At 70.1% G+C, this 26,065-nt stretch carries 21 protein-coding genes; 13 read left to right on the plus strand and 8 right to left on the minus strand.

All coding sequences use genetic code 11. The features are described from left to right. Nucleotides 1–175: 175 nt before the first annotated feature. The 7 genes from gap to pgi all read left to right on the plus strand — a co-directional run bounded on the left by gap (nucleotide 176) and on the right by pgi (nucleotide 7,314). Nucleotides 176–1,183: a type I glyceraldehyde-3-phosphate dehydrogenase gene (gene gap, locus ACIBAG_RS17570; RefSeq protein ID WP_399105914.1), complete on the plus strand. Its 1,008-nt coding sequence runs from the start codon at nucleotides 176–178 to the stop codon at nucleotides 1,181–1,183. A gap of 144 nt (nucleotides 1,184–1,327) precedes the next feature. Next, on the plus strand, nucleotides 1,328–2,539 hold the full coding sequence (locus tag ACIBAG_RS17575) for a phosphoglycerate kinase (RefSeq protein WP_399105916.1): 1,212 nt from the start codon (nucleotides 1,328–1,330) through the stop codon (nucleotides 2,537–2,539). 5 nt (nucleotides 2,540–2,544) lie between these two features. Next, complete coding sequence (tpiA, locus tag ACIBAG_RS17580; protein WP_345009979.1) at nucleotides 2,545–3,321, plus strand: triose-phosphate isomerase; 777 nt, start codon at nucleotides 2,545–2,547, stop codon at nucleotides 3,319–3,321. A 102-nt stretch (nucleotides 3,322–3,423) separates the two neighbouring features. Beyond that, on the plus strand, nucleotides 3,424–3,654 hold the full coding sequence (gene secG, locus ACIBAG_RS17585) for a preprotein translocase subunit SecG (RefSeq protein WP_009300451.1): 231 nt from the start codon (nucleotides 3,424–3,426) through the stop codon (nucleotides 3,652–3,654). 201 nt (nucleotides 3,655–3,855) lie between these two features. Beyond that, entirely contained in the window at nucleotides 3,856–4,191 is a 336-nt protein-coding gene (locus ACIBAG_RS17590; protein WP_003957010.1) for an RNA polymerase-binding protein RbpA, read from the plus strand. A 146-nt stretch (nucleotides 4,192–4,337) separates the two neighbouring features. Further along, nucleotides 4,338–5,606, plus strand: coding sequence for an MFS transporter (locus ACIBAG_RS17595; RefSeq protein ID WP_399105918.1), 1,269 nt, complete (start codon nucleotides 4,338–4,340; stop codon nucleotides 5,604–5,606). A gap of 52 nt (nucleotides 5,607–5,658) precedes the next feature. After that, the gene (gene pgi / locus ACIBAG_RS17600) at nucleotides 5,659–7,314 is read left to right on the plus strand and encodes a glucose-6-phosphate isomerase (protein ID WP_399105920.1); all 1,656 of its coding nucleotides are present in this window, start codon (nucleotides 5,659–5,661) and stop codon (nucleotides 7,312–7,314) included. Nucleotides 7,315–7,394: 80 nt separating this feature from the next. Here pgi and ACIBAG_RS17605 read toward each other — a convergent pair whose 3' ends face one another. From ACIBAG_RS17605 to ACIBAG_RS17615, 3 genes are read right to left on the minus strand one after another with little or no spacing between them, the layout of a single operon-like run. Beyond that, on the minus strand, nucleotides 7,395–9,680 hold the full coding sequence (locus ACIBAG_RS17605; RefSeq protein ID WP_399105922.1) for an ABC transporter permease: 2,286 nt from the start codon (nucleotides 9,678–9,680) through the stop codon (nucleotides 7,395–7,397). Nucleotides 9,681–9,730: 50 nt separating this feature from the next. Beyond that, entirely contained in the window at nucleotides 9,731–10,504 is a 774-nt protein-coding gene (locus tag ACIBAG_RS17610; protein ID WP_399105924.1) for an ABC transporter ATP-binding protein, read from the minus strand. Continuing rightward, nucleotides 10,501–11,016, minus strand: a complete 516-nt coding sequence (locus tag ACIBAG_RS17615; RefSeq protein ID WP_399105926.1) for a PadR family transcriptional regulator — start codon at nucleotides 11,014–11,016, stop codon at nucleotides 10,501–10,503. The genes ACIBAG_RS17610 and ACIBAG_RS17615 overlap by 4 nt, the downstream gene beginning before the upstream one ends. Before the next feature lie 125 nt (nucleotides 11,017–11,141). On the opposite strand from ACIBAG_RS17615, the gene ACIBAG_RS17620 reads away from it, so the two are divergent. The 5 genes from ACIBAG_RS17620 (at nucleotide 11,142) to ACIBAG_RS17640 (ending at nucleotide 17,792) form a co-directional block, all read left to right on the plus strand. Continuing rightward, nucleotides 11,142–12,419 (plus strand): ABC transporter substrate-binding protein, encoded by a 1,278-nt coding sequence (locus ACIBAG_RS17620; protein WP_399105928.1) that lies wholly within the window; start codon nucleotides 11,142–11,144, stop codon nucleotides 12,417–12,419. Nucleotides 12,420–12,554: 135 nt separating this feature from the next. Beyond that, the gene (locus ACIBAG_RS17625; protein WP_399105930.1) at nucleotides 12,555–14,189 is read left to right on the plus strand and encodes a glycoside hydrolase family 13 protein; all 1,635 of its coding nucleotides are present in this window, start codon (nucleotides 12,555–12,557) and stop codon (nucleotides 14,187–14,189) included. A gap of 58 nt (nucleotides 14,190–14,247) precedes the next feature. Continuing rightward, nucleotides 14,248–15,585: an ABC transporter substrate-binding protein gene (locus ACIBAG_RS17630; protein ID WP_399105932.1), complete on the plus strand. Its 1,338-nt coding sequence runs from the start codon at nucleotides 14,248–14,250 to the stop codon at nucleotides 15,583–15,585. 6 nt (nucleotides 15,586–15,591) lie between these two features. Continuing rightward, nucleotides 15,592–16,956: an ABC transporter permease subunit gene (locus ACIBAG_RS17635; protein ID WP_399105934.1), complete on the plus strand. Its 1,365-nt coding sequence runs from the start codon at nucleotides 15,592–15,594 to the stop codon at nucleotides 16,954–16,956. Next, on the plus strand, nucleotides 16,953–17,792 hold the full coding sequence (locus tag ACIBAG_RS17640) for a carbohydrate ABC transporter permease (RefSeq protein WP_399105936.1): 840 nt from the start codon (nucleotides 16,953–16,955) through the stop codon (nucleotides 17,790–17,792). The genes ACIBAG_RS17635 and ACIBAG_RS17640 overlap by 4 nt, the downstream gene beginning before the upstream one ends. Before the next feature lie 137 nt (nucleotides 17,793–17,929). Here ACIBAG_RS17640 and pgl read toward each other — a convergent pair whose 3' ends face one another. Genes pgl through tkt form a run of 5 tightly spaced genes read right to left on the minus strand, consistent with a single transcriptional unit; the run spans nucleotide 17,930 to nucleotide 24,676 of the window. Next, a complete protein-coding gene (gene pgl, locus ACIBAG_RS17645; RefSeq protein ID WP_399105938.1) occupies nucleotides 17,930–18,712 on the minus strand; it encodes a 6-phosphogluconolactonase in 783 nt (260 codons plus the stop codon). Then, nucleotides 18,709–19,896 (minus strand): glucose-6-phosphate dehydrogenase assembly protein OpcA, encoded by a 1,188-nt coding sequence (opcA, locus tag ACIBAG_RS17650; protein WP_399105941.1) that lies wholly within the window; start codon nucleotides 19,894–19,896, stop codon nucleotides 18,709–18,711. Before opcA ends, pgl begins: the two co-directional genes overlap by 4 nt. Continuing rightward, nucleotides 19,893–21,431 (minus strand): glucose-6-phosphate dehydrogenase, encoded by a 1,539-nt coding sequence (gene zwf / locus ACIBAG_RS17655; RefSeq protein WP_399105943.1) that lies wholly within the window; start codon nucleotides 21,429–21,431, stop codon nucleotides 19,893–19,895. Before zwf ends, opcA begins: the two co-directional genes overlap by 4 nt. A gap of 4 nt (nucleotides 21,432–21,435) precedes the next feature. Then, nucleotides 21,436–22,554: a transaldolase gene (gene tal / locus ACIBAG_RS17660; protein WP_399105945.1), complete on the minus strand. Its 1,119-nt coding sequence runs from the start codon at nucleotides 22,552–22,554 to the stop codon at nucleotides 21,436–21,438. A gap of 34 nt (nucleotides 22,555–22,588) precedes the next feature. Further along, nucleotides 22,589–24,676 (minus strand): transketolase, encoded by a 2,088-nt coding sequence (tkt, locus tag ACIBAG_RS17665; RefSeq protein ID WP_399105947.1) that lies wholly within the window; start codon nucleotides 24,674–24,676, stop codon nucleotides 22,589–22,591. Between the two features lie 362 nt (nucleotides 24,677–25,038). On the opposite strand from tkt, the gene ACIBAG_RS17670 reads away from it, so the two are divergent. Next, nucleotides 25,039–26,007 carry a heme o synthase gene (locus ACIBAG_RS17670; RefSeq protein WP_399105950.1) on the plus strand — a complete coding sequence of 323 codons (969 nt, stop codon included), beginning with the start codon at nucleotides 25,039–25,041 and terminating at the stop codon, nucleotides 26,005–26,007. The last annotated feature ends 58 nt before the right edge of the window (nucleotides 26,008–26,065 follow it).

The following is a 26,065-nucleotide window of genomic DNA, read 5'->3' on the forward strand; positions in this document are numbered from 1 at the left end:
TTCAAACCAGGGCGGTCCGTACCCCTACTGGCGGGTACGGACCGCCGTGCCGTGTATGGGGCATCTGGATGTCACCGCGGCGGCCTCAGAGAGGTAGGGTCGTAGGCGGTCGGGGACATCCCAAACAGAGCTCGCCGGCACCGCATGGCCGGCGTACCAACGAGGAGATCGGTTCGTGACGATCCGCGTAGGCATCAACGGCTTCGGTCGTATCGGTCGCAACTACTTCCGCGCGCTGCTGGAGCAGGGTGCAGACATCGAGATCGTGGCTGTCAACGACCTGGGTGACACCGCGACCACCGCCCACCTGCTCAAGTACGACACCATCCTGGGCCGCCTCAAGCAGGAGGTCTCCCACACCGCCGACACCATCACGGTCGACGGCAAGACCATCAAGGTCCTGTCCGAGCGCAACCCCGCCGACATCCCGTGGGGCGAGCTGGGCGTCGACATCGTCATCGAGTCGACCGGCATCTTCACCAAGAAGGACGACGCCGCGAAGCACATCGCCGGCGGCGCCAAGAAGGTCCTCATCTCGGCTCCGGCCTCCGGCGAGGACATCACCATCGTGATGGGCGTCAACAACGACAAGTACGACCCGGCGAACCACCACGTCATCTCCAACGCCTCCTGCACCACCAACTGTGTGGCGCCGATGGCGAAGGTCCTCGACGAGAACTTCGGCATCGTCAAGGGTCTGATGACGACGGTGCACGCGTACACCAACGACCAGCGCATCCTGGACTTCCCGCACAAGGACCTGCGTCGCGCCCGTGCCGCCGCCGAGAACATCATCCCGACCACCACGGGTGCCGCCAAGGCCACCGCGCTGGTCCTCCCGCAGCTCAAGGGCAAGCTGGACGGCATCGCGATGCGTGTCCCGGTCCCGACCGGCTCGGTCACCGACCTCGTCCTGGAGCTCGGCCGCGAGGTCACCAAGGAAGAGATCAACGCCGCCTTCCAGAAGGCCGCCGAGGGCGAGCTCAAGGGCATCCTGGAGTACACCGAGGACCCGATCGTCTCCTCCGACATCGTCAACGCCCCGGCGTCCTGCACCTTCGACTCCTCCCTGACCATGGTCCAGGAGGGCAAGAACGTGAAGGTCATCGGCTGGTACGACAACGAGTGGGGCTACTCCAACCGCCTCGTCGACCTGACGGTCTTCGTCGGCAACCAGCTCTGATATCCAGAGCAGGCACATTGATGTGAGTGCAGGGCTCGGGCGGCGCAGGGACGCGTCGCCCGAGCCCTGACTCACGTGCAGATCAGACCTGTTGGATCACGAGCGCTTCCGAGCGAACACGAGCCCTTCTCAGGAGTCCCCTACATGAAGACGATCGACGAACTTCTCTCCGAAGGCGTCGCCGGCAAGCGGGTCTTCGTCCGCGCCGACCTGAACGTGCCGCTGGACGGCACCACCATCACCGACGACGGCCGTATCCGCGCCGTCCTGCCCACCGTCAAGGCGCTGGCCGAGGCGGGCGCCCGCGTGGTCGTCGCCTCGCACCTGGGCCGCCCCAAGGGCGCCCCGGACCCGGCCTTCTCCCTCGCGCCCGCCGCCGCGCGCCTCGGTGAACTGCTAGGCGCGGAGGTCAAGTTCGCCACGGACACGGTCGGCGAGTCCGCCCAGGCCACGGTGGCGGCCCTGACCGACGGCCAGGTCGCCGTCGTCGAGAACCTCCGCTTCAACGCAGGCGAGACCAGCAAGGACGACGCCGAGCGCGCCGCCTTCGCCGACCAGCTCGCTTCCCTCGCCGACGTCTACGTCGGAGACGGCTTCGGCGCGGTCCACCGCAAGCACGCCTCCGTGTACGACCTCCCGGCCCGCCTGCCGCACTACGCCGGCTACCTCATCGCCACCGAGGTCGGCGTCCTCAAGAAGCTCACCGAGGACGTCAAGCGGCCGTACGTCGTCGCGCTCGGCGGCGCCAAGGTCTCCGACAAGCTCGCCGTCATCGACCAGCTGCTCGGCAAGGCCGACCGCCTGCTCATCGGCGGCGGCATGGCCTACACCTTCCTCAAGGCCAAGGGCTACGAGGTCGGCATCTCCCTCCTCCAGGAGGACCAGATCCCGGCCGTCACCGAGTACATGGAGCGCGCCGAGAAGAACGGCGTCGAGCTGGTCCTGCCGGTCGACGTCCTGGTCTCCACCGAGTTCCCGGACCTGAAGACCAAGGCACCGGCCAACCCCACGACCGTCGCCGCGGACGCCATCCCGGCCGACCAGGAGGGCCTGGACATCGGTCCTCAGACCCGCAAGCTGTACGCCTCGAAGCTCGCCGACGCCGGCACCGTCTTCTGGAACGGCCCCATGGGCGTCTTCGAGCACCCCGACTACGCCGAGGGCACCAAGGCGGTCGCCCAGGCCCTCGTCGAATCCAAGGGCTTCACCGTGGTCGGCGGCGGCGACTCCGCCGCGGCCGTACGCACCCTGGGCTTCGACGAGAACGCATTCGGCCACATCTCGACCGGCGGCGGCGCCTCCCTCGAATACCTCGAGGGCAAGACGCTCCCCGGCCTCGCCGCACTGGAGGACTGACCTAGATGAGCACGCGCACGCCGCTGATGGCGGGCAACTGGAAGATGAACCTCAACCACCTCGAGGCCATCGCCCACGTCCAGAAGCTCGCCTTCGCCCTGGCCGACAAGGACTACGAGGCCGTCGAGGTCGCCGTCCTGCCGCCCTTCACCGACCTGCGCTCCGTGCAGACCCTGGTCGACGGCGACAAGCTGAAGATCAAGTACGGCGCCCAGGACATCTCCGCCCAGGACTCCGGCGCCTACACCGGCGAGATCTCCGGCCCGATGCTGGCCAAGCTGAAGTGCACGTACGTGGCCATCGGCCACTCCGAGCGCCGCCAGTACCACGCCGAGACCGACGAGATCGTCAACGCCAAGGTCAAGGCCGCCTACAAGCACGGCCTCACGCCGATCATGTGCGTCGGCGAGGAGCTGGACGTCCGCGAGGCCGGCAACGCCGTCCCGCACACGCTCGCCCAGGTCGAGGGCGGTCTGAAGGACCTCCCGGCCGAGCAGGCCGAGACCATCGTGATCGCCTACGAGCCCGTGTGGGCCATCGGCACCGGCAAGGTCTGCGGCGCCGAGGACGCCCAGGAGGTCTGCGCCGCCATCCGCGGCAAGCTCGCCGAGCTGTACTCGCAGGACGTGGCCGACAAGGTCCGCATCCAGTACGGCGGCTCCGTGAAGTCCGGCAACGTCGCCGAGATCATGGCGCAGGCCGACATCGACGGCGCCCTGGTGGGCGGTGCTTCGCTGGACGCCGACGAGTTCGTCAAGATCGTGCGGTTCCGCGACCAGTGAGTATGCGGTAGCGGCGATACGTCGTACCCTTGCGGGGGCTAGTAGCTGTCTACTAGCCCCCCGTCGTTATCCGAATCCGAGGAAGTTGGTCCAGCCGTGGTTCTGGGGTTCTCCATCGCCCTGATCGTCTTCAGCCTGCTGCTGATGCTGCTGGTGCTGATGCACAAGGGGAAGGGCGGCGGCCTCTCCGACATGTTCGGTGGCGGCATGCAGTCGTCCGTCGGCGGCTCCTCGGTCGCCGAGCGCAACCTCGACCGGATCACCGTCGTGGTCGGTCTGCTGTGGTTCGCGTGCATTGTCGTACTCGGCATCCTGATGAAGGTCAACAACTGACCGGCACGCACAATCGGTACGTAAGGCCCCATGTTCGGTACGCGCAGCTGAGCGCGGCCTATCATGGGGCTTGCGTCTTGGTGTGAGGGCTCTGTAACTCCAATCACTGGACGCGCGTTGGGCCTTACGTAGACTGAGGCGCTCGCAGCGAAGCGAAACGCCGACTCGCTTCGCGGCACCATCACGCAGGGAGTTACGACCGTGGCAAGTGGCAACGCGATCCGAGGAAGCCGGGTCGGGGCGGGGCCGATGGGCGAGGCCGAGCGCGGCGAGTCCGCGCCGCGGCTGCGCATCTCCTTCTGGTGCTCCAACGGGCACGAGACGCAGCCGAGCTTCGCCAGCGACGCGCAGGTACCCGACACCTGGGACTGCCCGCGCTGCGGCTTTCCCGCCGGACAGGACCGGGACAACCCGCCGGACCCGCCGCGCACCGAGCCCTACAAGACGCACCTGGCGTATGTACGGGAACGGCGCAGCGACGCCGACGGCGAGGCGATCCTCGCCGAGGCACTCGCCAAACTCCGGGGCGAAATCTAGGAGTTGAGGACCGGTCGGGTGCCCGCGGGCGCCTGGCCGGACCTGTTCGACGCACCGGCGCCGAGCCGCTCGCGGACCGATTGTCAGTGGTGCCCTCTACGGTTTGTGTATCGATCTTCTGCATCGGTGCACCGTGAGGGGGAGTTGTGGCGACGGCTGAGGTGGCGGGCCCGTGTGCGCCCGCATGGCGCGGGGGATTCGGGCGGTTGTGGACCGCCGCCGTGGTCTCGCGGTTCGGAGACGCGCTGCGTACGACCGCGCTGCCGCTGCTCGCCGTGCAGCTCACGGACGATCCCCTGATCATCGCCTCGGTCACCGCCTGCGGCTATGTGCCCTGGCTGCTGTTCGGGCTGCTCGGCGGGGCCGTGGCCGACCGGGTGGACCAGCGGCGCGCGATGTGGGCGGTCGATCTCGTACGAGGCATCCTCGTCGCCGGATTCGCGCTCGCCGTCGGACTCGGCCACGCGTCGATCCCGCTGCTGCTGGTGCTCGCGTTCACGTTGACAACACTCCAGACGCTGTTCGACAACGCGTCCACGGCTCTGCTGCCGTCGCTGGTGGACCGAGCGGCACTGGGCAGTGCCAACGCCCGGCTGATGACGGGCCAGCAGCTCGCGGGCGGCCTGCTGGCGGGCCCGTTCGTGCCCCTGCTGCTCACGGCCGGGGCCGCCATGCCGTTCGCGGCCGACGCGGGCACCTATCTGCTGGCCGCCGCCCTGGTGGCGTCCCTGCGGGTACCGCCGCCCGAGCGGGAGCCTCGCGCGGCGGGCAGCACCCTGCGGAACGAGATCGGCGACGGGCTGCGCACCCTGTGGCGCGACCGGGCACTGCGGGCGGTCTGCCTGGCCACGCTGCTGTGCAACATCGGTATGGGTGCCCTGATCGCCACCCTGGTACTGCATGTGACGGGCTGGCTGGGCGGGGGCCACACGGCGTACGCGGCGGCCATGACCGCGTACGCGGCCGGCAGTCTGGCCGGCGGTTTCATGGCCCGGCGCATCGCGCACAGGACCGGGCGGGTGCGGGCATTGCTGCTGGCCGGGACCGTCCAGACGTCCTCGCTGCTGCTCACGGGGACCGTCCGCCACCTGGCGGCCCTCCTGGTGGCCATGGCACTGCTCGGCGCCATGGGCATGGTGTGGAACGTCAACCAGGTCACGCTCATGCAGCAGCGCAGCCCCCAGTCCATGGTGGGCCGCATCGCTTCGGCCTTCCGCACCGCCTCGACGTCCGGAGCTCCGGTGGGTGCCCTGCTCGGCGGCGCCGTGGCCGGGGCGTTCGGGCTCAACTGGCCCGCTCTGCTGGCCGCCGTGCTCTTCGCCCTCGCCGTCACCTCGTTGATACCGGCGCGCAAGGCGGACGTACCTGTTGTTGCGCCGGACGACGACACCACGACGGGTCACGCCTCGCGCTGATCAATTAGGTTGGAACAGCTGGGACAGGCACGAAAGAAGGCTGAAGTCGGACATGAACGCAGACGGCCGTACCAGGCTCAACCGGACGCCCGAGTGGACCGCGCTGGCCAAGCACCGTGAAGAGCTGGGCGAGGTGCGGCTGCGGGAGCTGTTCGCCGCCGACCCGGACCGCGGCGCGGGGTACACACTGCAGGTGGGCGACCTGCACATCGACTACTCCAAGCACCTGGTCACCGACGAGACGCTGCGGCTGCTGCGCGAGCTGGCCGCCGCCACGGACGTGTTCGGGTTGCGGGACGCCATGTTCCGCGGCGAGAAGATCAACACCACCGAGAACCGCGCCGTGCTGCACACCGCGCTGCGCGCGCCGCGTGACGCGGTGATCGAGGTCGACGGGGAGAACGTCGTCCCCGATGTGCACGCCGTCCTCGACAAGATGGCCGACTTCGCCGAACGGGTCCGCTCCGGCGCCTGGACCGGGCACACCGGCAAGCGCATCAGGAACGTCGTCAACGTCGGCATCGGCGGCTCCGACCTCGGCCCGGCGATGGCGTACGAGGTGCTGCGCAGCTACACCGACCGCGATCTGACGGTGCGTTTCGTGTCGAACGTCGACGGCGCCGACCTGCACGAGGCCACGCGCGACCTGGACGCGGCGGAGACGCTGTTCGTCATCGCCTCCAAGACGTTCACCACGATCGAGACGATCAGCAACGCGACCTCCGCGCGCAACTGGCTGCTGGGCGAACTGAAGACGGGTCCGGAGGCCGTCGCCAAGCACTTCGTCGCCCTGTCGACGAACGCCGAGAAGGTCGCCGGCTTCGGCATCGACACGGCCAACATGTTCGAGTTCTGGGACTGGGTCGGCGGGCGGTACTCGTACGACTCGGCGATCGGGCTCTCGCTGATGATCGCCATCGGCCCGGACCGCTTCCGGGAGATGCTCGACGGCTTCAGGATCGTCGACGAGCACTTCCGCACCGCGCCGGCCGAGACCAACGTGCCGTTGCTGCTTGGCCTGCTGGGCATCTGGTACGGCAACTTCCACGACGCCCAGTCGCACGCGGTGCTGCCGTACAGCCACTACCTGTCCAAGTTCACGGCGTATCTGCAGCAGCTGGACATGGAGTCCAACGGCAAGTACGTCGGCCGGGACGGGCGGGAGGTCGACTGGCAGACCGGGCCCATCGTGTGGGGCACGCCCGGCACCAACGGGCAGCACGCCTACTACCAGCTGATCCACCAGGGCACCAAGCTGATCCCGGCGGACTTCATCGGCTTCGCCGAGCCGGTCGCCGAGATGAGTGACGCACTCAAGGCCCAGCACGACCTGTTGATGGCGAACTTCTTCGCGCAGACGCAGGCGCTGGCGTTCGGCAAGACCCCGGAGGAGGTGCGCGCCGAGGGGGTGCCGGAGGAGCTGGTGACCCACAAGACGTTTAAGGGCGACCACCCGACGACGACGATCCTCGCGCGCGAGCTGACCCCGTCGGTGCTCGGGCAGCTGATCGCGCTGTACGAGCACAAGGTGTTCGTGCAGGGCGCGGTATGGAACATCGACTCCTTCGACCAGTGGGGCGTCGAACTCGGCAAGGTCCTCGCCAAGCGGGTCGAGCCCGCGCTGACCGAGGGCGCGGACGTGCCGGGGCTGGACGCGTCGACGAAGGCGCTCGTCGCCAAGTACCGGGAGCTGCGCGGCCGTCAGTGACGGGGCCCTCCGGGGGTTTCGCGGGGCGCCTGTCCCCTCGTAACCCCCGGGGTGCAGCGGTTGCGCCGCTGCGCGTGCCCTCAGGCGACCGCGCTGAGCGTGTCCGCCAGCCGGTGTCGTGCCGCGCGGGACGCCGGGAGGACGGCGAGTGCCGTGGCGCCGAGCACCGCGGCCGCTCCGAACAGGAGCAGGAACGCGGCGGACGGACCCTGGGCGATCCCGGCGCCGATACCGCTCGATCTGCCCTGTGCGTCGATCAGCCAGTGCGCGAGGGGCGTGCCCAGGGCCGTGCCGATGACGACCGCGGCCAGGGCGGTGCAGGCGGTGGACGTGACGGTGATCGCGGTGATCTGCCGTGGGGACAGACCGATGGCCTTCAGGGCCAGCAGGTCGCGCTCGCCCTCACGCACGGTGCCGCCGATCGCGGTCAGCAGTTCGATGAGGCCGATGAGGGCCAGGACGGCGATCAGGCCCACGACCACGCCGCGCAGGGGGGAGAGGCCCTCGGCGGGGTTGGGGACGGTATGTACGTCCAGGTGGCCGTGTCCGGCGGTGGTCAGGCGGTCGGCGACCTGCTGGGGGTCCGCGCCGGGGCTCAGCCGCAGCTCGTAGAGGCTGGGGCCGAGGTCGGGGTCGTTCTCGCGGAGGGTGTCGAGGGAGGTGGAGATGACCCGGCCGGCGTTCTCCGGCTCGATGCCGCGGCCGACGATGTGCAGGATCTGCGGCTGGTCGCCGACGGTCATCCGGACCCAGTCGCCGACCTCCACGTCCAGCAGGTCGAGCAGCCCCTGCCCGGCCACCGCCTCGTCGCGACCCTGCGGCGGGCGGCCCTCGGCCAGGGCATAGGGGTAGGGGTCCTGGTGGCTACCGAGGCCGCGCAGGGCGATGGTGGCCGTCTGGCCGGGTACCAGGGCGGCCACCTCGACGCCCGGATACGCGGCGGCGACCTGCGGATCGCGTTCCAGCAGCGCGCGGGCGTCCCGGTCGGCCAGGCCGGAGTCGGCGCGGGCGGTGAGGGCGGTCGGCAGGCCGATCTGGTCGGGCCTGCTGTCGAAGCGCTCGATGGTGGTCCAGGCGCTCATCGCCACCACGATCAGCAGCAGGGGCAGGGCGAGCCGGGCGACCGTGGCCAGCGAGCGCAGACGGCGCGTGAAGGCTCGGTGCCAGCCCAGCACCAGCGCGGGCGGCAGCCGCAGTCCGAGCGCCTGCCGGGCCGCACCGGTGAGCCGCCCGCCGACCGGGGCCGCGGGCCGTGGCACCGGAACCGGAGGCACACGCCCCGCCCGCCATGCCGCGAGCCCCGTGGTCGCGCCGATGAACAGCACGGCGCCCACGGGCACCGCGAACAGCGCCACGGTGTGCCCGGGCAGCCCCTGCCACACCCCGACCGCGTCCCCGAGCCGGCCGGGGATACGGCTGCCCAGGGCCTGGATGAGGGACGCCGCGGCCACGGCGCCCAGGAGCGCGTAGGCGAGGTGCTGGAGCAGGAAGACGCGGACCACCTGACCCGGGGTGAAGCCGATCGCCTTCAGCACCGAGATGTCCCGCAGATGGCCGCGGATCCGGCTGCCGATCGCACCGTGCACGGCGAGCCCGGCGGCGACCAGTGCGCCCAGCCCGAACAGTCCCAGCACCTGCCCGAGCAGCCGGTTGTCCCCCTGCGCCTCGGAGCGGGCCTGCTTCCAGGTGGAGACCTCGCTGACCGCACCGGCGCCCAGCTCGGTGACGGCGCGCTGGACGGCGTAGTCGGTGTCGTCCGGGTTCGCCAGGCGCAGCCCGATCACCAGGCCGCCCGGGTTGCGCACGGCGGACGGCGGCGCCCAGACGAGTCCCGGCTGCTCACCGGGCCGGTAGCGCGGCTCGGCGCTGTCGGCGATGCCGAGGACGGTCAGGGTCCGGCCGGTGCCGGGCAGCGTGAGGGTGTCGCCCGGCGCGGCCAGGAGGGCGCGGGCCAGGCGGGTCTCCAGGACGACGCCGTCGGGGTTCGCGGGGTCCAGCCAGCTGCCGGAGGTGAGGAGCGGGCGGCCGACGGTGGGGCGCTCGGGGGTGCCGCGCAGTTCGACGGCGGCGCGGGTGCCGCGGGAGGCGAGGGTGGTGGAGGCGGTGGGGTAGGGGCCCGCGACGGATTCGACGACCTCGTCGAGCTCGGCCAGCTTCCCGGTGTCGGCCGAGGAGCCGGTGTGCAGCCAGACGTGCGCGCCGTGCGCCTGGGTGAAGACGCGCTGCCACGGGTTCGTGGCGTAACCGAAGAGCGCCGTGGCCAGCAGCAGCGAGACGACGATCCCGGCCGTGGCCAGCACGAGGAACAGCGCCTCGCCACGGTGTGTCCGCAGATCGGAGTGCGCCCAGCGCAGGGTGGCTCGCATGGCCTCAGCCCCTCGTCCCGGCCCTGCGGCAGCGGTCGTACACCCGCATGTCAGTCCTTCAGCTCCAGCACGCCCGAGATCCCGGCCCGGCGCGGCGGGGTGCCGCCGTCCAGTTCGGCGTCGTCGGCTATCCGGCCGTCGAAGAAGCTGATCACCCGGTCCGCGGCGCTGGCCAGCCGGGCGTCATGGGTGACCAGCACGATCGCCTGGCCGCGCTGGTGGAAGCGGGACAGCAGCCGCATCACCTCGCGGGTGCCCTTGCTGTCCAGGCTGCCCGCGGGCTCGTCGGCCAGCAGCAGCGGGGGACGGTTCACCAGGGCCCGGGCCAGCGCGACGCGCTGCTGCTCGCCGCCGGACAGCTCGCCCGGCATGCTCCGCTCCTTGCCCGCGAGCCCCAGCTCGGCCAGCAGCTCCGCCCGCTCGGCGCGCGCCCGCTTCGGCGGGACGCCGGCCAGCAGCGCGGGCAGCTCGACGTTGTCGGCGACGGAGAGGTCGGAGACCAGGTTGAAGAACTGGAAGACGATCCCGATGCGCTTCCTGCGCTCCACCGCCCAGCGGGCCTCGCGCCACGCGTCCGCGCACTCGCCGTCCAGCCAGATGCTGCCGCTGTCGGGCCGCTGCAGCCCGCCCAGCAGATGCAGCAGGGTCGACTTGCCGGCACCGGACGGACCGGTGACGGCCACGAACTCGCCCTGTCGGACGCAGAGATCGACTCCCCGTACGGCGTGCGCCGGAGCGCCCTCGCCGTAATGCGTCTTGACCAGGCCCTCGGCGCGCAGCAGAGGGCTCCCGGCCTCCGGCACAGGAGTGGAATCGTCGTTCACTCCAACTCCTCCAGCTCTTCCTGGCACCGCTCCAGCCAGTCCAGGTCGGCCTGCAGGTGCAGCATCGCGCCCTCTATCAGCAGCTGGGCGATGCGGTTGTCCCGGTTCTCGGCGGCGGCCAGCTTCGAAAGGTGACGCATGGTGTTCAGGTACTGGCGCCGCTGTCGGTTGATGAGGGCGATCTGTTCGGCGAGACCGGTCTGCGGGGCGAGGGCCAGCTTCATGAAGAACTCGTCCCGTACCCGCGGCTCGTCCTCGGGCTCCTCGAACCAGGCGCGCAGCGCCTCACGCCCGGCGTCGGTGAGGTGGTAGACCTTTTTGTTGGGCCGGCTGGACTGCTCGACGTCCTCGCCCTCGATCAGTCCCTGCTTCTCGAGGCGGCCGAGGGTCACATAGATCTGGCCGACGTTCGGCTGAGGGTACGCGGAGCCCAGCGTCTGCTCAAGGTCCTGCTTGAGCTCGTACCCGTGGGCCGGTCCGCGTGCGAGCAGGGCCAGGAGGGGCAGCCGCACTCGTGCTCTCCTCCTCGCATCCGGTTAATGTGCCGCGAGGCCTAGTATCGCGCATACCTAACAGGTATACATGGCCTCTGACCCCGAGCGAAGATGCCCGGCGCCAGGTGTACAGGGAGGAACCTATGCGGTGGATCCATGCCGCGGGTAGGGGACTCCTGGTTCTGGTCGTGGTCATGACCGGCTACGTCACCTCCGGCGTCCACGCCGACGAGGGCGCCGGAAGCGGCAGAGGCCCTCTGACCCTTGCCACCGCCGGCGACCTCACCGGCTATCTCGGCTCCGTCCTGGAGGGCTGGAACCGCACCCACCCCGACGAGAAGGTCACCCTGGTCGAGCTGCCGGACTCCGCCGACGAGACCCGCGCGCAGATGATCACCGACCTGCGTGACGGCGACGACGGCGGCGGCCGCTTCGACATGCTCAACATCGACGTCAGCTGGACCTCGGAGTTCGCGGCACAGGGCTGGATCCGCCCGCTGCCCCGCGACCGCTTCCCGCTCGGCACCTTCCTGCCACCGGTCGTGGACACGGCGACCTATGACGGGCGCCTCTACGCGGTCCCGTACGTGACCAACGCCGGCCTGCTCCTCTATCGCAAGGACATCCTCGCGAAGGAGGGCCTCGACCCTCCGCGCACCTGGGCCGAGCTGGAGAAACAGGCGAAGACCGTCGCGCCGAAGTACGGCCTCGACGGCTACGCGGGCCAGTTCCTGCCCTACGAGGGCCTCACCGTCAACGCCGCCGAGGCCGTCTACTCGGCGGGCGGCTCGATCCTCGGCGACGAGGGCGAGCGCGTCACCGTCAACTCCACGGCCGCCCGCGAAGGCATCGACTTCCTCGCCCGTGGGGTACGCGAGGGCTGGATCCCGAAGCGCGCGCTCACATACAAGGAGGAGGAGTCCAAGCAGGCCTTCCAGGACGGGCGCCTGCTGTTCCTCCGCAATTGGCCGTACGCCTATGTCGTCGCGTCGGCCAAGGGCTCGCCGGTCGCCGGGAGGATCGGCGCCGTACCGCTGCCGGGTCCGGACGGGCCGGGGACGAGCGTGCTGGGCGGCTCCAACCTCGCCATGAGCACCCACGCCCGGCACCCCGACTCGGCCGCCCGCCTGATCGCGTACCTGACCAGCGAGCGCGTGCAGCGCCAGGTCCTCACGCGCGGGGCGCTGCCGCCCGTACGGGCCGACCTGTACGAAGATCCCGAGCTGGTGCGGGAGTTCCCGTATCTGCCGACCCTGCGCGAGAGCGTGCTGACGGCTGCCCCGCGCCCCAAGAGTCCGCGCTACGACCAGGTGAGTCTGGTGGTGCAGGCGGCCGTGCACGACGCGATGACCGGACGTGAGACGCCCGAGGCGGCCGTGCGGCGGCTGGCGCGGGAGCTGGCAGCCATCTCGAGCCGCTAGTTACTTGTTAAGTAACGGCGACGTCTCATCTGTCGTGCGATTGCACCGGTAAGTCCATATTTGGCGGCCCAACTCGGCAGTAACACCTGTTCTTTTCATTGACACCCCTGCGACACGCCTACCTAACATGCATACATGTTGAGTAAGTACCACTGGTGGCGCGACGCGGTGATCTACCAGGTGTATGTCCGCAGCTTCCTGGACAGCACCGGTGACGGCATCGGCGATCTGGCCGGGGTCCGCGCCGGACTGCCGTATCTGAAGAAGCTCGGCGTCGACGGCATCTGGCTGAGCCCCTTCTACCCCTCGCCGCAGCACGACCACGGTTACGACGTCGCCGACTACTGCGACGTCGACCCGCTCTTCGGCGACCTCGCCGAGTTCGATCTGCTCGTCGCGGCGGCCCGGCGGCTCGGGATCAAGGTGCTGCTCGACATCGTCCCGAACCACTGCTCCAGCGAGCACCCGTGGTTCGAGGAGGCGCTGGCCGCCGAGCCCGGCAGCGCCGCCCGCGCCCGCTTCCACTTCGCCGACGGCCGTGGCGCTGACGGGTCCGAGCCGCCCAACAACTGGCACGCGATGTTCGGTGGCCCGGCGTGGAGCCGGGTGACCGAGGCGGACGGGCAGCCCGGTCAGTGGTACCTGCACATGTTCACTCCCGAGCAGCCCGACTGGAACTGGCGCAACCCGGAGGTCGGCGCCGAGTTCGACCGGGTCCTGCGCTTCTGGCTGGACCGGGGGGTCGACGGCTTCCGCATCGACGTCGCCGCCGGTCTGTACAAGCACCCGGAGCTGCCCGACTCCGACGACCCGGAGGCCGACGCCCGCACCCGCGACTCGGTCAACCCGCTCGCCTGGAACCAGCCCGAGGTGCACGCGGTGTGGCGTGGCTGGCGTTCCATATGCGAGGAGTACACCGCCCGCGACGGCCGCGAGCGGCTCCTCGTCGGCGAGGTGTCCGTCCCGACCGCCCGCGAGCACGCCCTGTACGTCCGCTCCGACGAACTCCACCAGGCGTTCTTCTTCGACCTGCTCAGCGCCCCCTGGGATGCCGACGCCTTCCGCAAGGTCATCTCCGAGGCCATGCAGGACATCGCCGGCACCGGCTCGACGGTCACCTGGGTCCTCAACAACCACGACCAGGTCCGCACCGTCACCCGCTACGGCGAACCCGCCACCGAGGGCAGCGGCCTCGGTGCCGCCCGCGCCCGCGCCGCCGCGCTGCTGATGCTGGCGCTGCCCGGAGCCGCGTACATCTACCAGGGCGAGGAACTGGGCCTGCCCGAGGTCGTCGACCTGCCCGACGACGTGCTCACCGACCCGATCTTCCGCCGCACCGGCAGCCGGGCCCGCATCCGCGACGGCTGCCGCGTACCGCTGCCCTGGTCGGGACAGGCGTCGCCGTTCGGCTTCACCTCCGGCGTGGAGAGCGCCAAGCCGTGGCTCCCGCAGCCCGACTACTTCGCCGAGTACGCCACCGACCGCGCGCTCGCCGACACCCGCTCCTTCTGGCACCTGTACCGCGACGGCCTCCAACTGCGGGACGCGCTGCCCCAGTTGGGCGAGGGCACGCTGCGCTGGCTGGACAGTCCGCCCGGCGTGCTGGCCTTCGAACGCGGCGACGGCCTCGTCTGCGCCGTCAACTTCGGTACGGCGCCCACCCCGGCGCCGACCTCCGGCACCCCGCTGCTGTCGAGCGGCCCCTGCCCGGCCGGGGTGCTGCCCGGCTCCACGGCGGCCTGGTGGATTGCCGACGGCACCGACCTCTGACCCCCCTCAGGAGCCCTCGAGCTCCCGTCAACTCCCAACCCCCGAAGGGACATCAACGATGATGCGACGACGCACCACCCTGCTCACCGGCTGCACCGCCCTCGTCCTGGCACTCGGCGCGACCGCCTGTGGCGGCGGACCGGTCTCCGCGGGCGGCGGCGACAAGGCGCTCAGCGGTCAGACGGTCACCGTGGCCGGTGTCTGGACCGGCACCGAGCAGAAGAACTTCCAGAAGGTCCTGGACGCGTTCACCGAGAAGACCGGCGCCAAGACCGAGTTCGTGTCGACCGGGGACAACGTCTCCACCGTCGTCGGCAGCAAGATCGAGGGCGGCAACGCCCCCGACGTGGTGATGGTCCCGCAGGTCGGCGTGCTCCAGCAGTTCGCGAAGAGCGGCTGGCTCAAGCCGCTGTCCGGTGCGGCCCAGAAGTCGGTGGACACCAACTTCGCCCCCGTCTGGAAGAACTACGGCAGCGTCGACGGCACCCTCTACGGCCTCTACTTCAAGGCCGCCCACAAGTCGACCGTCTGGTACAGCCCCGACGCCCTCGCCCAGGCGGGCGTCGAGCCGCCGAAGTCGTACGACGACATGCTGAAGGCCGGCCGGACCGTCTCCGACTCGGGCCTCGCCGCCTTCTCGGTCGCCGGGCAGGACGGCTGGACGCTGACCGACTGGTTCGAGAACGTCTACCTCTCCCAGGCCGGGCCCGAGAAGTACGACGCTCTCGCCGCGCACGAGCTGAAGTGGACGGACGCCTCGGTGGTCGAGGCACTGACGACCCTCGGCAAGCTGTTCAAGGACAAGCAGCTGATCGCGGGTGGCCAGAAGGGCGCCCTGAACACCGACTTCCCGGGCTCGGTGGAGAAGGTGTTCGGGCCGAAGCCCGAGGCCGGCATGGTCTACGAGGGCGACTTCGTCGCGGGCGTCGCCAAGGACCAGTTCGGCAGGAAGATCGGCGAGGACGCGAACTTCTTCCCGTTCCCGGCGGTCGGCGGGGGCGAGGCGCCGGTGGTCAGCGGTGGTGACGCGGCCGTCGTCCTGAAGGACGGCAAGAACCAGAAGGCCGGCATGGCTCTGCTGGAGTACCTGGCGACGCCGGAGGCCGCGGCGGTGTGGGCGGAGGCGGGTGGCTTCCTGTCCCCGAACAAGAACGTCGACCTCGCGTCGTACGGCGACGACGTCACCCGCGCGACCGCCAAGTCCCTTGTCGCGGCCGGGGACTCGGACTCGGTCCGCTTCGACATGTCCGACCAGGCCCCGGCGGCCTTCGGCGGCACCAAGGGCGCGGGCGAGTGGAAGCTGCTGCAGGACTTCCTGCGCGACCCGTCGGACCCGAAGGGGACCGCGGCGAAGCTGGAGGCCGCGGCGGCCAAGGCGTACCAGGGCCAGGGCTGACCGGTCATGACCGCCACACTCGTGAAAGAGGCGAGCCGGGGGGCCGCCGTGGGCGCCGGCAGGGAACGTGCCCGGCGCTCGCGGCGGCGCGCGTGGATCATCGCCCTGCTCTTCGTCTTCCCGGCGCTGCTCCTGCTGGGCGCGCTGGTGGTGTATCCGGTGCTGTTCTCGATCGGCCGCAGCTTCTTCGACGCCTCCGGCACCCGTTTCGTGGGCGGCGAGAACTACGCCGAGATGTTCCGCGACCCGGCCACCCTCAAGGCCATCCGCAACACCACCATCTGGGTCGTCGTGGCCCCGGCCCTGCTCACCGGCCTCGGCCTGATCCTGGCCGTGCTGGTGGAGAAGGTCCGCTGGGCGACCGCCTTCAAGCTGCTGCTGTTCATGCCGATGGCCGTGTCCTTCCTCGCCGCCGGCATCATCTTCCGGCTCGCGTACGACGAGGACCCGGACAAGGGCGTGCTGAACGCCGCCGTGGTCTCCGTGCACGACGCCTTCCAGGGCACGTCGACGTATCCGACGGCCCGGGCGCGCGACGGGCAGGGGCTGGACAAGGGTGCGGATGGCTCGTATCGCACGAGCGCGACCGTGGCCCCGGGGGAGTCGGTGACGCTGGGGCTGGTCGGCGTCCTGCCCGCGGATCTGCCGGGGGACGCCCGTCCGGCCTATACGGCGGCCGAGCAGAAGGCGGGCCCCGGTGAACTGCGAGGCGTCGTCTACCTCGACTTCACGCCCGGTGGGGGAGGGGAGCAGGGCAAGGTCGACCGGCGGGAGAGCGGGCTGCCGGAGATGACGGTCGAGGCCGTGCGCGCCGGGAAGGCGGTCGCCTCGACGACCACGGCTGCCGACGGTTCCTTCCGCTTCGAGGGGCTGGACGACGGCTCGTACACGGTGAAGCTGCCCGCGTCGAACTTCGCCGCCCCCTACGAGGGCGTCTCCTGGCTCGGACCCACGCTCGTCACGCCGGCGATCATCGGGGCGTACCTGTGGATCTGGACCGGGTTCGCGATGGTCCTGATCGGCGCCGGTCTCTCGACGCTTCCCCGGGACGCGCTGGAGGCGGCGCGGATGGACGGCGCGAACGAGTGGCAGATCTTCCGCAGGATCACCGTGCCCCTGCTGGCACCGGTTCTGACGGTCGTGTTCATCACCCTCGTCATCAACGTGATGAAGGTCTTCGACCTCGTCTACATCATCGCGCCCGGGCCGGTGCAGGAGGACGCGACCGTGCTCGCGACACAGATGTGGCTGGTGTCGTTCGGCGGCGGCAACAACCAGGGCCTGGGCAGCGCGCTGGGCGTCCTGCTCCTGCTGCTCGTCATCCCCGCCATGGTCTTCAACGTCCGCCGTTTCCGAAGGAGTCAGCGATGAACGCGGTCAGGCGGGGCCTGGGCAACGGACTGGTCCAGGTGTTTTTGGTGGTGATCGGGCTGGTCTGGCTGACCCCGCTGGCCGGGCTGTTCCTCTCCTCGCTGCGGTCCGCCGAGGACACGGCGAACGGCGGTTGGTGGACCGTCTTCACCAGCCCCGGCCAGCTGTCCTTCGACAACTACTCGGCCCTGCTGGAGAACGCCGGGATCAGCCAGGCCTTCTGGAACACCGTGCTGATCTCGGTGCCGGCGACCCTGCTGGTCGTGGTCATCGCCGCGCTCGCCGGGTACGCCTTCGCATGGCTGGACTTCCCCGGGCGCGAGGCGCTCTTCCTGGTCGTGGTGGCGCTGCTGGTGGTGCCCGTGCAGATCGGGCTGCTGCCGGTCGCCAAACTCTTCGGCCAGCTGGGGCTGTTCGGCACGATTCCCGGGGTCGTCCTCTTCCACGTGGCGTACGGGCTCCCGTTCGCCGTGTTCCTGCTGCGCAACTACTTCGCCGAGATGCCGAAGGAGATGCTGGAGGCGGCGCGGATGGACGGCGGCAGCGAGTGGCGGATCTTCACGCGGCTGGTGCTGCCCGTGGGGCGGCCCGCGATCGCCTCGCTGGCCATCTTCCAGTTCCTGTGGGTGTGGAACGACATGCTGGTGGCGCTGCTGTTCGCCGACAGTGCGTCGCAGCCACTGACCGTTGAACTCCAGTCGCAGATACGGCAGTTCGGCAGCAACATCGATGTGCTGGCGCCGGGGGCGTTCCTGTCGCTGGTGGTGCCGGTGGTCGTGTTCTTCGCGTTTCAGCGGCACTTTGTGCAGGGGGTCATGGCGGGTTCGGTGAAGTAGGTGTCTCGCCCCCGCTGCCCCTACCCGTCCCATCCCTGGGGGCTGCCGCCCCCTGGCGGGGTTGAAGGGGCGCAGCCCCTGGAGGACGGGAAGGGTAGGGGCGGCGGGGGCGAAGAACCGTCCCCGCCGCACTCAACTCACGGTGAAGCAGGCGGATAAAGCGACCTCGGCAACTGCGAAGCCGCCGCCGCGTCCAGCAGCCACAGGGTCCGCGAACGGCCGTACGCCCCCGCCGCCGGCGCCTGGAGCTCGCCCGCCCCGGACAGCACGATCGCCGCGGCCTGCGCCTTGTCCTCGCCCGCCGCCAGCAGCCACACCTCACGCGCCGCCCGGATCGCCGGGAGCGTGAGGGTCACTCGGGTCGGCGGTGGCTTCGGGGCGCCGTGGACGCCGACGACCGTGCGCTCGGTCTCCCGTACCGCGGGGTGTTCCGGGAACAGGGAGGCGACGTGGGTGTCGGGGCCCACGCCCAGCATCAGGACGTCGAACGTCGGGACCGAGCCGTGGTTCTCGGGGCCCGCCGCACGCGCCAGTTCCTCCGCGTACGCGGCAGCGGCCGCCTCCACGTCCGTGCCGAACGGGCCGTCCGAGGCGGGCATGGCGTGCACCCGCTTCGGATCCAGCGGCACCGCGTCCAGCAGGGCCTCGCGGGCCTGCGTGACGTTGCGCTCCGGGTCGCCCTCGGGGAGGAAACGCTCGTCACCCCACCACAGGTCGAGGCGCCCCCAGTCGATGGCGTCCCGGGCGGGGGCGGCCGCCAGTGCGGCCAGCAGGCCGTTGCCGTTGCGGCCGCCGGTGAGGACCACGGACGCCGAGCCCCGGGAGGCCTGCGCGTCCACGATCTTCGTGATCAGCCGGGCCGCCGCGGCCTGTGCCATCAGCTCCTTGTCGTGATGCACGACCAGCTGCGGAGTGCTCACTTCGCCGCCGCCTTCTTCACCGGTTCCGGCGCCGCCGCTTCCTGCGCAGCGGCTTCGACGGAAGCTCCGACCGGTTCTTCTTCGACCGGTTCTCCTTTGGCCGGCGATCCCTCCCCGGCCGGTTCGGCTGCCTCGGCGGGCGACTCCTCGGCCCTCGCCACGGCGGCCTCCGCCAGCGCCACGGCCTGCACGGCCTTGGCCACGGCGGCCTCCGCTGCCTCCGCTGCTTCGGCACCACCCCGAACCGCGGCGGCCGGCACCGAGCTCAGCCGCTCCACCCCGAACCGCAGCGCCGAGGCGTAGGTGTCGTCCGGGTCGAGCCGCCGCAGCTCCTCCGCGATCAGCTCGGCCGTCTCCCGCCGCTTCAGCGCCACCGCGCGGTCCGGCTGGCCCTGGATGGAGAGGGTCGCCAGGGAGCCGTCCGCCCGGTCGAGCGTTATCGGGCCGCAGTCGGTGTCCATACGGACCGCCGTCAGACCGGGGCCCGACGACAGCGACCGCTTCACGGGCACGTCCAGCCGGTCCGCGAGCCACATCGCCAGCAGCTCACAGCTCGGGTTGAACTCCTCGCCCTCCACCTCGACGGCCTGCACCTGGCAGACCACCTGGTCGAGAGCCGCCGCCAGCATCGAGCGCCAGGGCGTGATCCGGGTCCAGGACAGATCCGTGTCGCCGGGGGTGTAGGTGTCCGCGCGCGCCGACAGCTCCCGCACCGGCTGCTCCGAGGCGTACGTGTCCGTCACCCGGCGCTGGGCCAGCGCGCCCAGCGGGTCCTTCGCCGGGTCGAGCGGCGCGTTCACCGGCCACCAGACCACCACCGGGGCGTCCGGCAGGAGCAGAGGCAGGACCACCGACTGCGCATGGTCGGACACCTCGCCGTACAGCCGCAGCACCACCGTCTCACCGCTGCCCGCGTCGGCGCCCACCCGCACCTCGGCGTCGAGCCGGGACTGCGTACGGTCCCGGGGCGAGCGCGAGACGCGCTTGATGACGACCAGCGTGCGCGAGGGGTGCTCGTGCGAGGCGTCGTTCGCCGCCTTGAGGGCGTCGTACGCGTTCTCCTCGTCCGTGACGATGACCAGCGTGAGCACCATGCCGACGGCCGGCGTGCCGATGGCCCGGCGGCCCTGCACCAGCGCCTTGTTGATCTTGCTGGCGGTGGTGTCCGTGAGGTCTATCTTCATGGCCGGCGCCAGCTCCGTCCGTCTCGCTCCAGCATGTCGTCCGCCTCGACGGGGCCCCAGGTACCGGCCGGGTACTGGGCGGGCGTGCCGTGCTTGTCCCAGTACTCCTCGATCGGGTCGAGGATCTTCCAGGACAGCTCGACCTCCTCCGTGCGCGGGAAGAGGTTGGAGTCGCCCAGCAGGACGTCGAGGATCAGGCGCTCGTACGCCTCGGGGGAGGACTCCGTGAAGGACTCGCCGTAGGCGAAGTCCATCGACACGTCCCGGATCTCCATCGACGTGCCGGGGACCTTGGAGCCGAACCGCACCGTGACGCCCTCGTCCGGCTGGACGCGGATCACGATCGCGTTCTGGCCGAGCTCCTCGGTAGCGGTCGTGTCGAAGGGGGAGTGCGGCGCCCGCTGGAAGACCACCGCGATCTCGGTGACCCGGCGGCCGAGCCGCTTGCCGGTGCGCAGATAGAAGGGGACGCCCGCCCAGCGGCGGTTGTCGATCCCCAGCTTGATCGCGGCGTAGGTGTCGGTCTTCGACTGGGGGTCGATGCCCTCCTCCTGGAGGTACCCGACCGCCTTCTCGCCGCCCTGCCAGCCGGCCGCGTACTGCGCGAACACCGTGTCCCGGCCCAGGTCCTTCGGCAGCCGTACGGCACCGAGCACCTTGGTCTTCTCCGCGGCCAGCGCGTCCGCGTCGAAGGAGGCGGGCTCCTCCATGGCCGTCAGGGCCATCAGCTGGAGCAGGTGGTTCTGGATGACGTCACGGGCGGCGCCGATGCCGTCGTAGTAGCCGGCCCGGCCGCCGATGCCGATGTCCTCGGCCATCGTGATCTGTACGTGGTCCACGAAGGACCGGTTCCAGATCGGCTCGAACATCGTGTTGGCGAACCTGAGCGCCAGGATGTTCTGGACGGTCTCCTTGCCCAGGTAGTGGTCGATCCGGAAGACCTGGTCCGGGGCGAAGACCTCGTGGACGACCTTGTTGAGCTCCTCGGCGGAGGCCAGGTCGTGTCCGAAGGGCTTCTCGATGACCGCGCGGCGCCAGGAGCTGCTCGTCTGGTCGGCGAGGCCGTGCTTCTTCAGCTGCTGGATGACCACCGGGAAGGAGCGCGGCGGCACCGAGAGGTAGAAGGCGAAGTTGCCGCCCGTGCCCTGCGCCTTGTCCAGTTCCTCGATGGTCGAGCGCAGCCGCTCGAAGGCTTCGTCGTCGTCGAAGGTGCCCTGCACGAAGCGCATGCCCTGGATGAGCTGCTGCCAGACCTCCTCGCGGAAGGGCGTGCGGGCATGCGCCTTGACCGCGTCGTGGACCTCCTGCGCGAAGTCCTCGTGGGCCCACTCGCGGCGGGCGAAGCCGACCAGCGAGAAGCCCGGCGGCAGCAGACCCCGGTTGGCGAGGTCGTACACGGCGGGCATCAGCTTTTTACGTGACAAATCGCCCGTAACGCCGAAGATCACCAGGCCCGACGGCCCCGCGATACGCGGGAGCCGTCGGTCGGCGGCGTCACGAAGCGGGTTCGCTTCAGTGACGGTGAAGGGTGGCAAGGGATCAGCCCTCCGAGGGGGCGAGGCGCTCCAGCTCCGCCTCGGTCGACTTGAGCAGGTCGTTCCAGGACGCCTCGAACTTCTCGACGCCCTCGTCCTCAAGCAGCTGCACCACGTCGTCGTAGGAGATCCCGAGCGCCTCGACGGCGTCCAGGTCGGCGCGGGCCTGCTCGTAGGTGCCGGCGACGGTGTTGCCGGTGATCTCGCCCTTCTCCTCCGTGGCCTGGAGGGTGGCCTCGGGCATGGTGTTGACCGTGTTCGGCGCGACCAGGTCGTCGACGTACAGGGTCGGCTTGTAGGCCGGGTCCTTCACGCCGGTGGAGGCCCACAGCGGACGCTGCTTGTTGGCGCCCGCGTTCTCCAGCGCGCTCCAGCGGTCGGAGGCGAAGACCTCCTCGTACGCCTGGTAGGCGAGGCGCGCGTTGGCCACGCCCGCCTTGCCGCGCGCGGCCTTGGCCTCGTCGGTGCCGAGGGCGTCGATGCGCTTGTCGATCTCGGTGTCCACGCGGGAGACGAAGAAGGACGCGACGGAGCGGATGAGCGACAGGTCGAGGCCGCGCTCCTTGGCCTTCTCCAGGCCCGCCAGGTAGGCGTTCATGACCTCGCGGTAGCGCTCCAGCGAGAAGATCAGCGTGACGTTGACGCTGATGCCGAGGCCGATGACCTCGGTGATCGCCGGGAGGCCCGCCTTGGTGGCCGGGATCTTGATGAGGGTGTTCGGGCGGTCGACCAGCCAGGCCAGCTGCTTGGCCTCGGCGACGGTCGCGCGGGTGTTGTGCGCGAGCCGCGGGTCGACCTCGATGGAGACCCGGCCGTCCTGGCCGCCGGTGGCGTCGAAGACCGGGCGCAGGATGTCGGCGGCGTCCCGGACGTCCGCCGTGGTGATCATGCGGATCGCCTCCTCGACCGTCACCTTGCGGGCGGCGAGGTCGGCGAGCTGCTGGTCGTAGCCGTCACCGCTGCTGATCGCCTTCTGGAAGATCGTCGGGTTGGTGGTGACACCGACGACGTGCTGCTGGTCGATCAGCTCGGCGAGGTTGCCGGACGTGATGCGCTGGCGCGACAGGTCGTCCAGCCAGATCGCGACGCCTTCCTCGGAGAGGCGCTTCAGTGCGTCTGTCATGGAAAATCAAACTCCTACGTCTCGTATATGAGCGTCAGCGCTGAGCCGCGGCGAGGGATTCCCGCGCGACGGCCGCCACGTTCTCGGCAGTGAAGCCGTACTCCCGGAAAAGGACCTTGCCGTCGGCCGAAGCACCGAAGTGCTCCAGGGAAACGATGCGTCCCGCGTCCCCGACGTACTTGTGCCAGGTCAGCCCGATGCCCGCCTCGACGGCGACCCGCGCCTTGACGGCCGGCGGCAGAACGCTGTCCCGGTACCCCTGGTCCTGCTCCTCGAACCACTCCACGGACGGCATGGACACGACCCGGGTCGGCACGCCGTCGGCCTGGAGCTGCTCGCGCGCCTCGACGGCGATGTGCACCTCGGAACCGGTCGCGATGAGGACGACCTGCGGCTCGCCGCCGTCGGCCTCGAACATCACGTAACCGCCACGCGCGGCGTCCTCGTTGGCCTCGTAGGTCGGCACACCCTGACGGGTCAGCGCGAGCCCGTGCGGCCGGCCCTTGCCGAACTCCTTGGTGTAGCGCTTGAGGATCTCGCGCCAGGCGATCGCGGTCTCGTTGGCGTCGGCCGGGCGGACGACGTTGAGACCGGGGATGGCGCGCAGGGACGCGAGGTGCTCGATCGGCTGGTGAGTGGGACCGTCCTCACCCAGACCGATGGAGTCGTGCGTCCACACGTACGTCACCGGCAGGTGCATCAGCGCCGACAGACGTACGGCGTTGCGCATGTAGTCGGAGAACACCAGGAAGGTGCCGCCGTAGATACGGGTGTTGCCGTGCAGCGCGATGCCGTTCATCTCCGCGGCCATCGAGTGCTCGCGGATACCGAAGTGGATCGTGCGGCCGTACGGGTTCGCCTCCGGCAGCGGGTTGTCCGCCGGGAGGAACGACGACGTCTTGTCGATGGTGGTGTTGTTGGAGCCGGCCAGGTCGGCCGAGCCGCCCCACAGCTCCGGGATGACCCCGCCGAGCGCCTGGAGGATCTTGCCGGACGCGGCACGGGTGGCGACACCCTTGCCGGGCTCGAAGACCGGGAGCTTCTCCTCCCAGCCGGTGGGCAGCTCGCCCTTGCTGATGCGGTCGAACTCGGCGGCGCGCTCGGGGTTGTTGTCCCGCCAGAGCTGGAAGGACTTCTCCCACTCCGCCTTCGCCTCGGCGCCGCGCTCCAGGGCCTTGCGGGTGTGGCCGATGACCTCGTCGGAGACCTCGAAGGACTGCTCCGGGTCGAAGCCGAGGACGCGCTTGGTGGCCGCGACCTCCTCGTCGCCGAGCGCCGAGCCGTGGGCGGCCTCGGTGTTCTGCGCGTTCGGGGCGGGCCAGGCGATGATCGAGCGCATGGCGATGAAGGACGGCTTGTCCGTCACCTTCTTCGCTTCCTCGATCGCGTTGTAGATGGCGTGCGGGTCGAGGTCGCCGTCCGGCTTCGGGGCGATCCGCTGCACGTGCCAGCCGTACGCCTCGTAGCGCTTGACGGTGTCCTCGGAGACGGCCGTCTCGGTGTCGCCCTCGATCGAGATGTGGTTGTCGTCCCACAGCATGATCAGGTTGCCGAGCTTCTGGTGGCCGGCCAGCGAGGACGCCTCCGCGGAGATGCCCTCCTGCAGACAGCCGTCACCGGCGATGACGTAGACGAAGTGGTCGAAGGGGGAGGTGCCCTCGGCGGCCTCCGGGTCGAACAGACCGCGCTCGTAGCGGGCGGCCATCGCCATGCCGACGGCGTTGGCGACACCCTGGCCCAGCGGGCCGGTCGTCGTCTCCACGCCCACGGTGTGGCCGTACTCCGGGTGGCCGGGGGTCTTCGAGCCCCACGTCCGGAACGCCTTCAGGTCGTCCAGCTCCAGGCCGAAGCCGGCCAGGTACAGCTGGGTGTAGAGGGTCAGGGACGAGTGGCCGGCGGACAGCACGAAGCGGTCGCGCCCGACCCACTCGGCGTCCGCGGGGTCGTGCCGCATCACCTTCTGGAAGAGGGTGTAGGCGGCAGGCGCCAGGCTCATCGCCGTACCCGGATGGCCGTTGCCGACCTTCTGTACGGCGTCGGCGGCCAGGACACGCGCGGTGTCGACGGCCCGCTGGTCCAACTCGGTCCACTCGAGGTCTGTGGTGGTCGGCTTGGTGCTCACCCTGGGTCAGGGCTCCTCTCCACATGTCGGTTGCCGGTGTCACGGGCACACGCCCACCGGCTGCCGGCGTACTCGGCGTCGGCCGGCCGCTGTCGAGCCTACCCCCGGAAGTACGTGCGTTTTTTCGCGTCATTCCAGACTGCCGGGAGTCGTCGGGATGTGCCTCCCGACCGGTACGTTCCGCATTCGGCATGTGAATACGGAGCCGCTCATCCGGGTGCTCAATCGAGCTTCGGCGCGCCCTTCGGACCACCCCCTCCAACACGACCCCACCCCCGCGAATGTCCGGGTCTGGGCAACGTCTACAGTGGCGTGGTACGCGCGAGCCTTTACCGGGACTTCACACGGGGAGGCTTGCTGGGATGTCTCTGTCAGGGGTGTGCGTGACGGCCGTTGAATCCCGTCCAGCGGGGATTATCGGGACGAGCCAGAGCCCGAGCCGGCGGCCGATCGGGGCCCGGGTCAAGGCGTTCGTGGCGCTGACCAAGCCGCGGATCATCGAGCTGCTGCTCATCACCACGGTTCCGGTGATGTTCCTGGCCGAGCAGGGTGTGCCCGACCTCGGTCTGGTGCTGCTCACCTGCCTCGGCGGTTACCTCTCCGCCGGTGGCGCCAACGCGCTGAACATGTACCTCGACCGCGACATCGACGCGCTCATGGACCGCACCTCGCAGCGCCCCCTGGTCACCGGCATGGTCAGCCCCCGCGAGTGCCTGGCCTTCGGCATCACGCTGGCGGTCGTCTCGACACTGCTGTTCGGGTTCACCGTCAACTGGCTGAGCGCCTGGCTCTCCCTCGGCGCACTCCTCTTCTACGTCGTCGTCTACACGATGATCCTCAAGCGCCGTACCTCGCAGAACATCGTGTGGGGCGGCATCGCGGGCTGTATGCCGGTGCTGATCGGCTGGACGGCCGTCACGAACTCCCTCACCTGGGCGCCGCTCATCCTCTTCATGGTGATCTTCTTCTGGACGCCGCCCCACTACTGGCCGCTGTCCATGAAGGTGAAGGACGACTACGCGCGCGTGGGCGTGCCGATGCTCCCGGTCATCGCCTCCAACAAGGTCGTCGCCAAGCAGATCGTCATCTACAGCTGGGTGATGGTCGCGGTCTCGCTCCTGCTTACCCCGCTCGGCTACACGGGCTGGTTCTACACGGCGGTCGCGCTGGGCGCGGGCGGCTGGTGGCTGTGGGAGGCGCACGCGCTGCAGAACCGCGCCAAGGCCGAGGTGACGGGCGCGAAGCTGAAGGAGATGCGCCTGTTCCACTGGTCCATCACCTATGTGTCGCTGCTGTTCGTGGCGGTGGCGGTGGACCCGTTCCTGCGGTAGGGCCCAGGCGCGAGCGGCAGGTGCCCTGAGGCACGGGTCACTCGTCCCGCCCGTCGCG

The sequence above is a fragment of the Streptomyces sp. NPDC051243 genome (genome assembly GCF_044455405.1).
Taxonomy (GTDB): Bacteria; Actinomycetota; Actinomycetes; order Streptomycetales; family Streptomycetaceae; genus Streptomyces.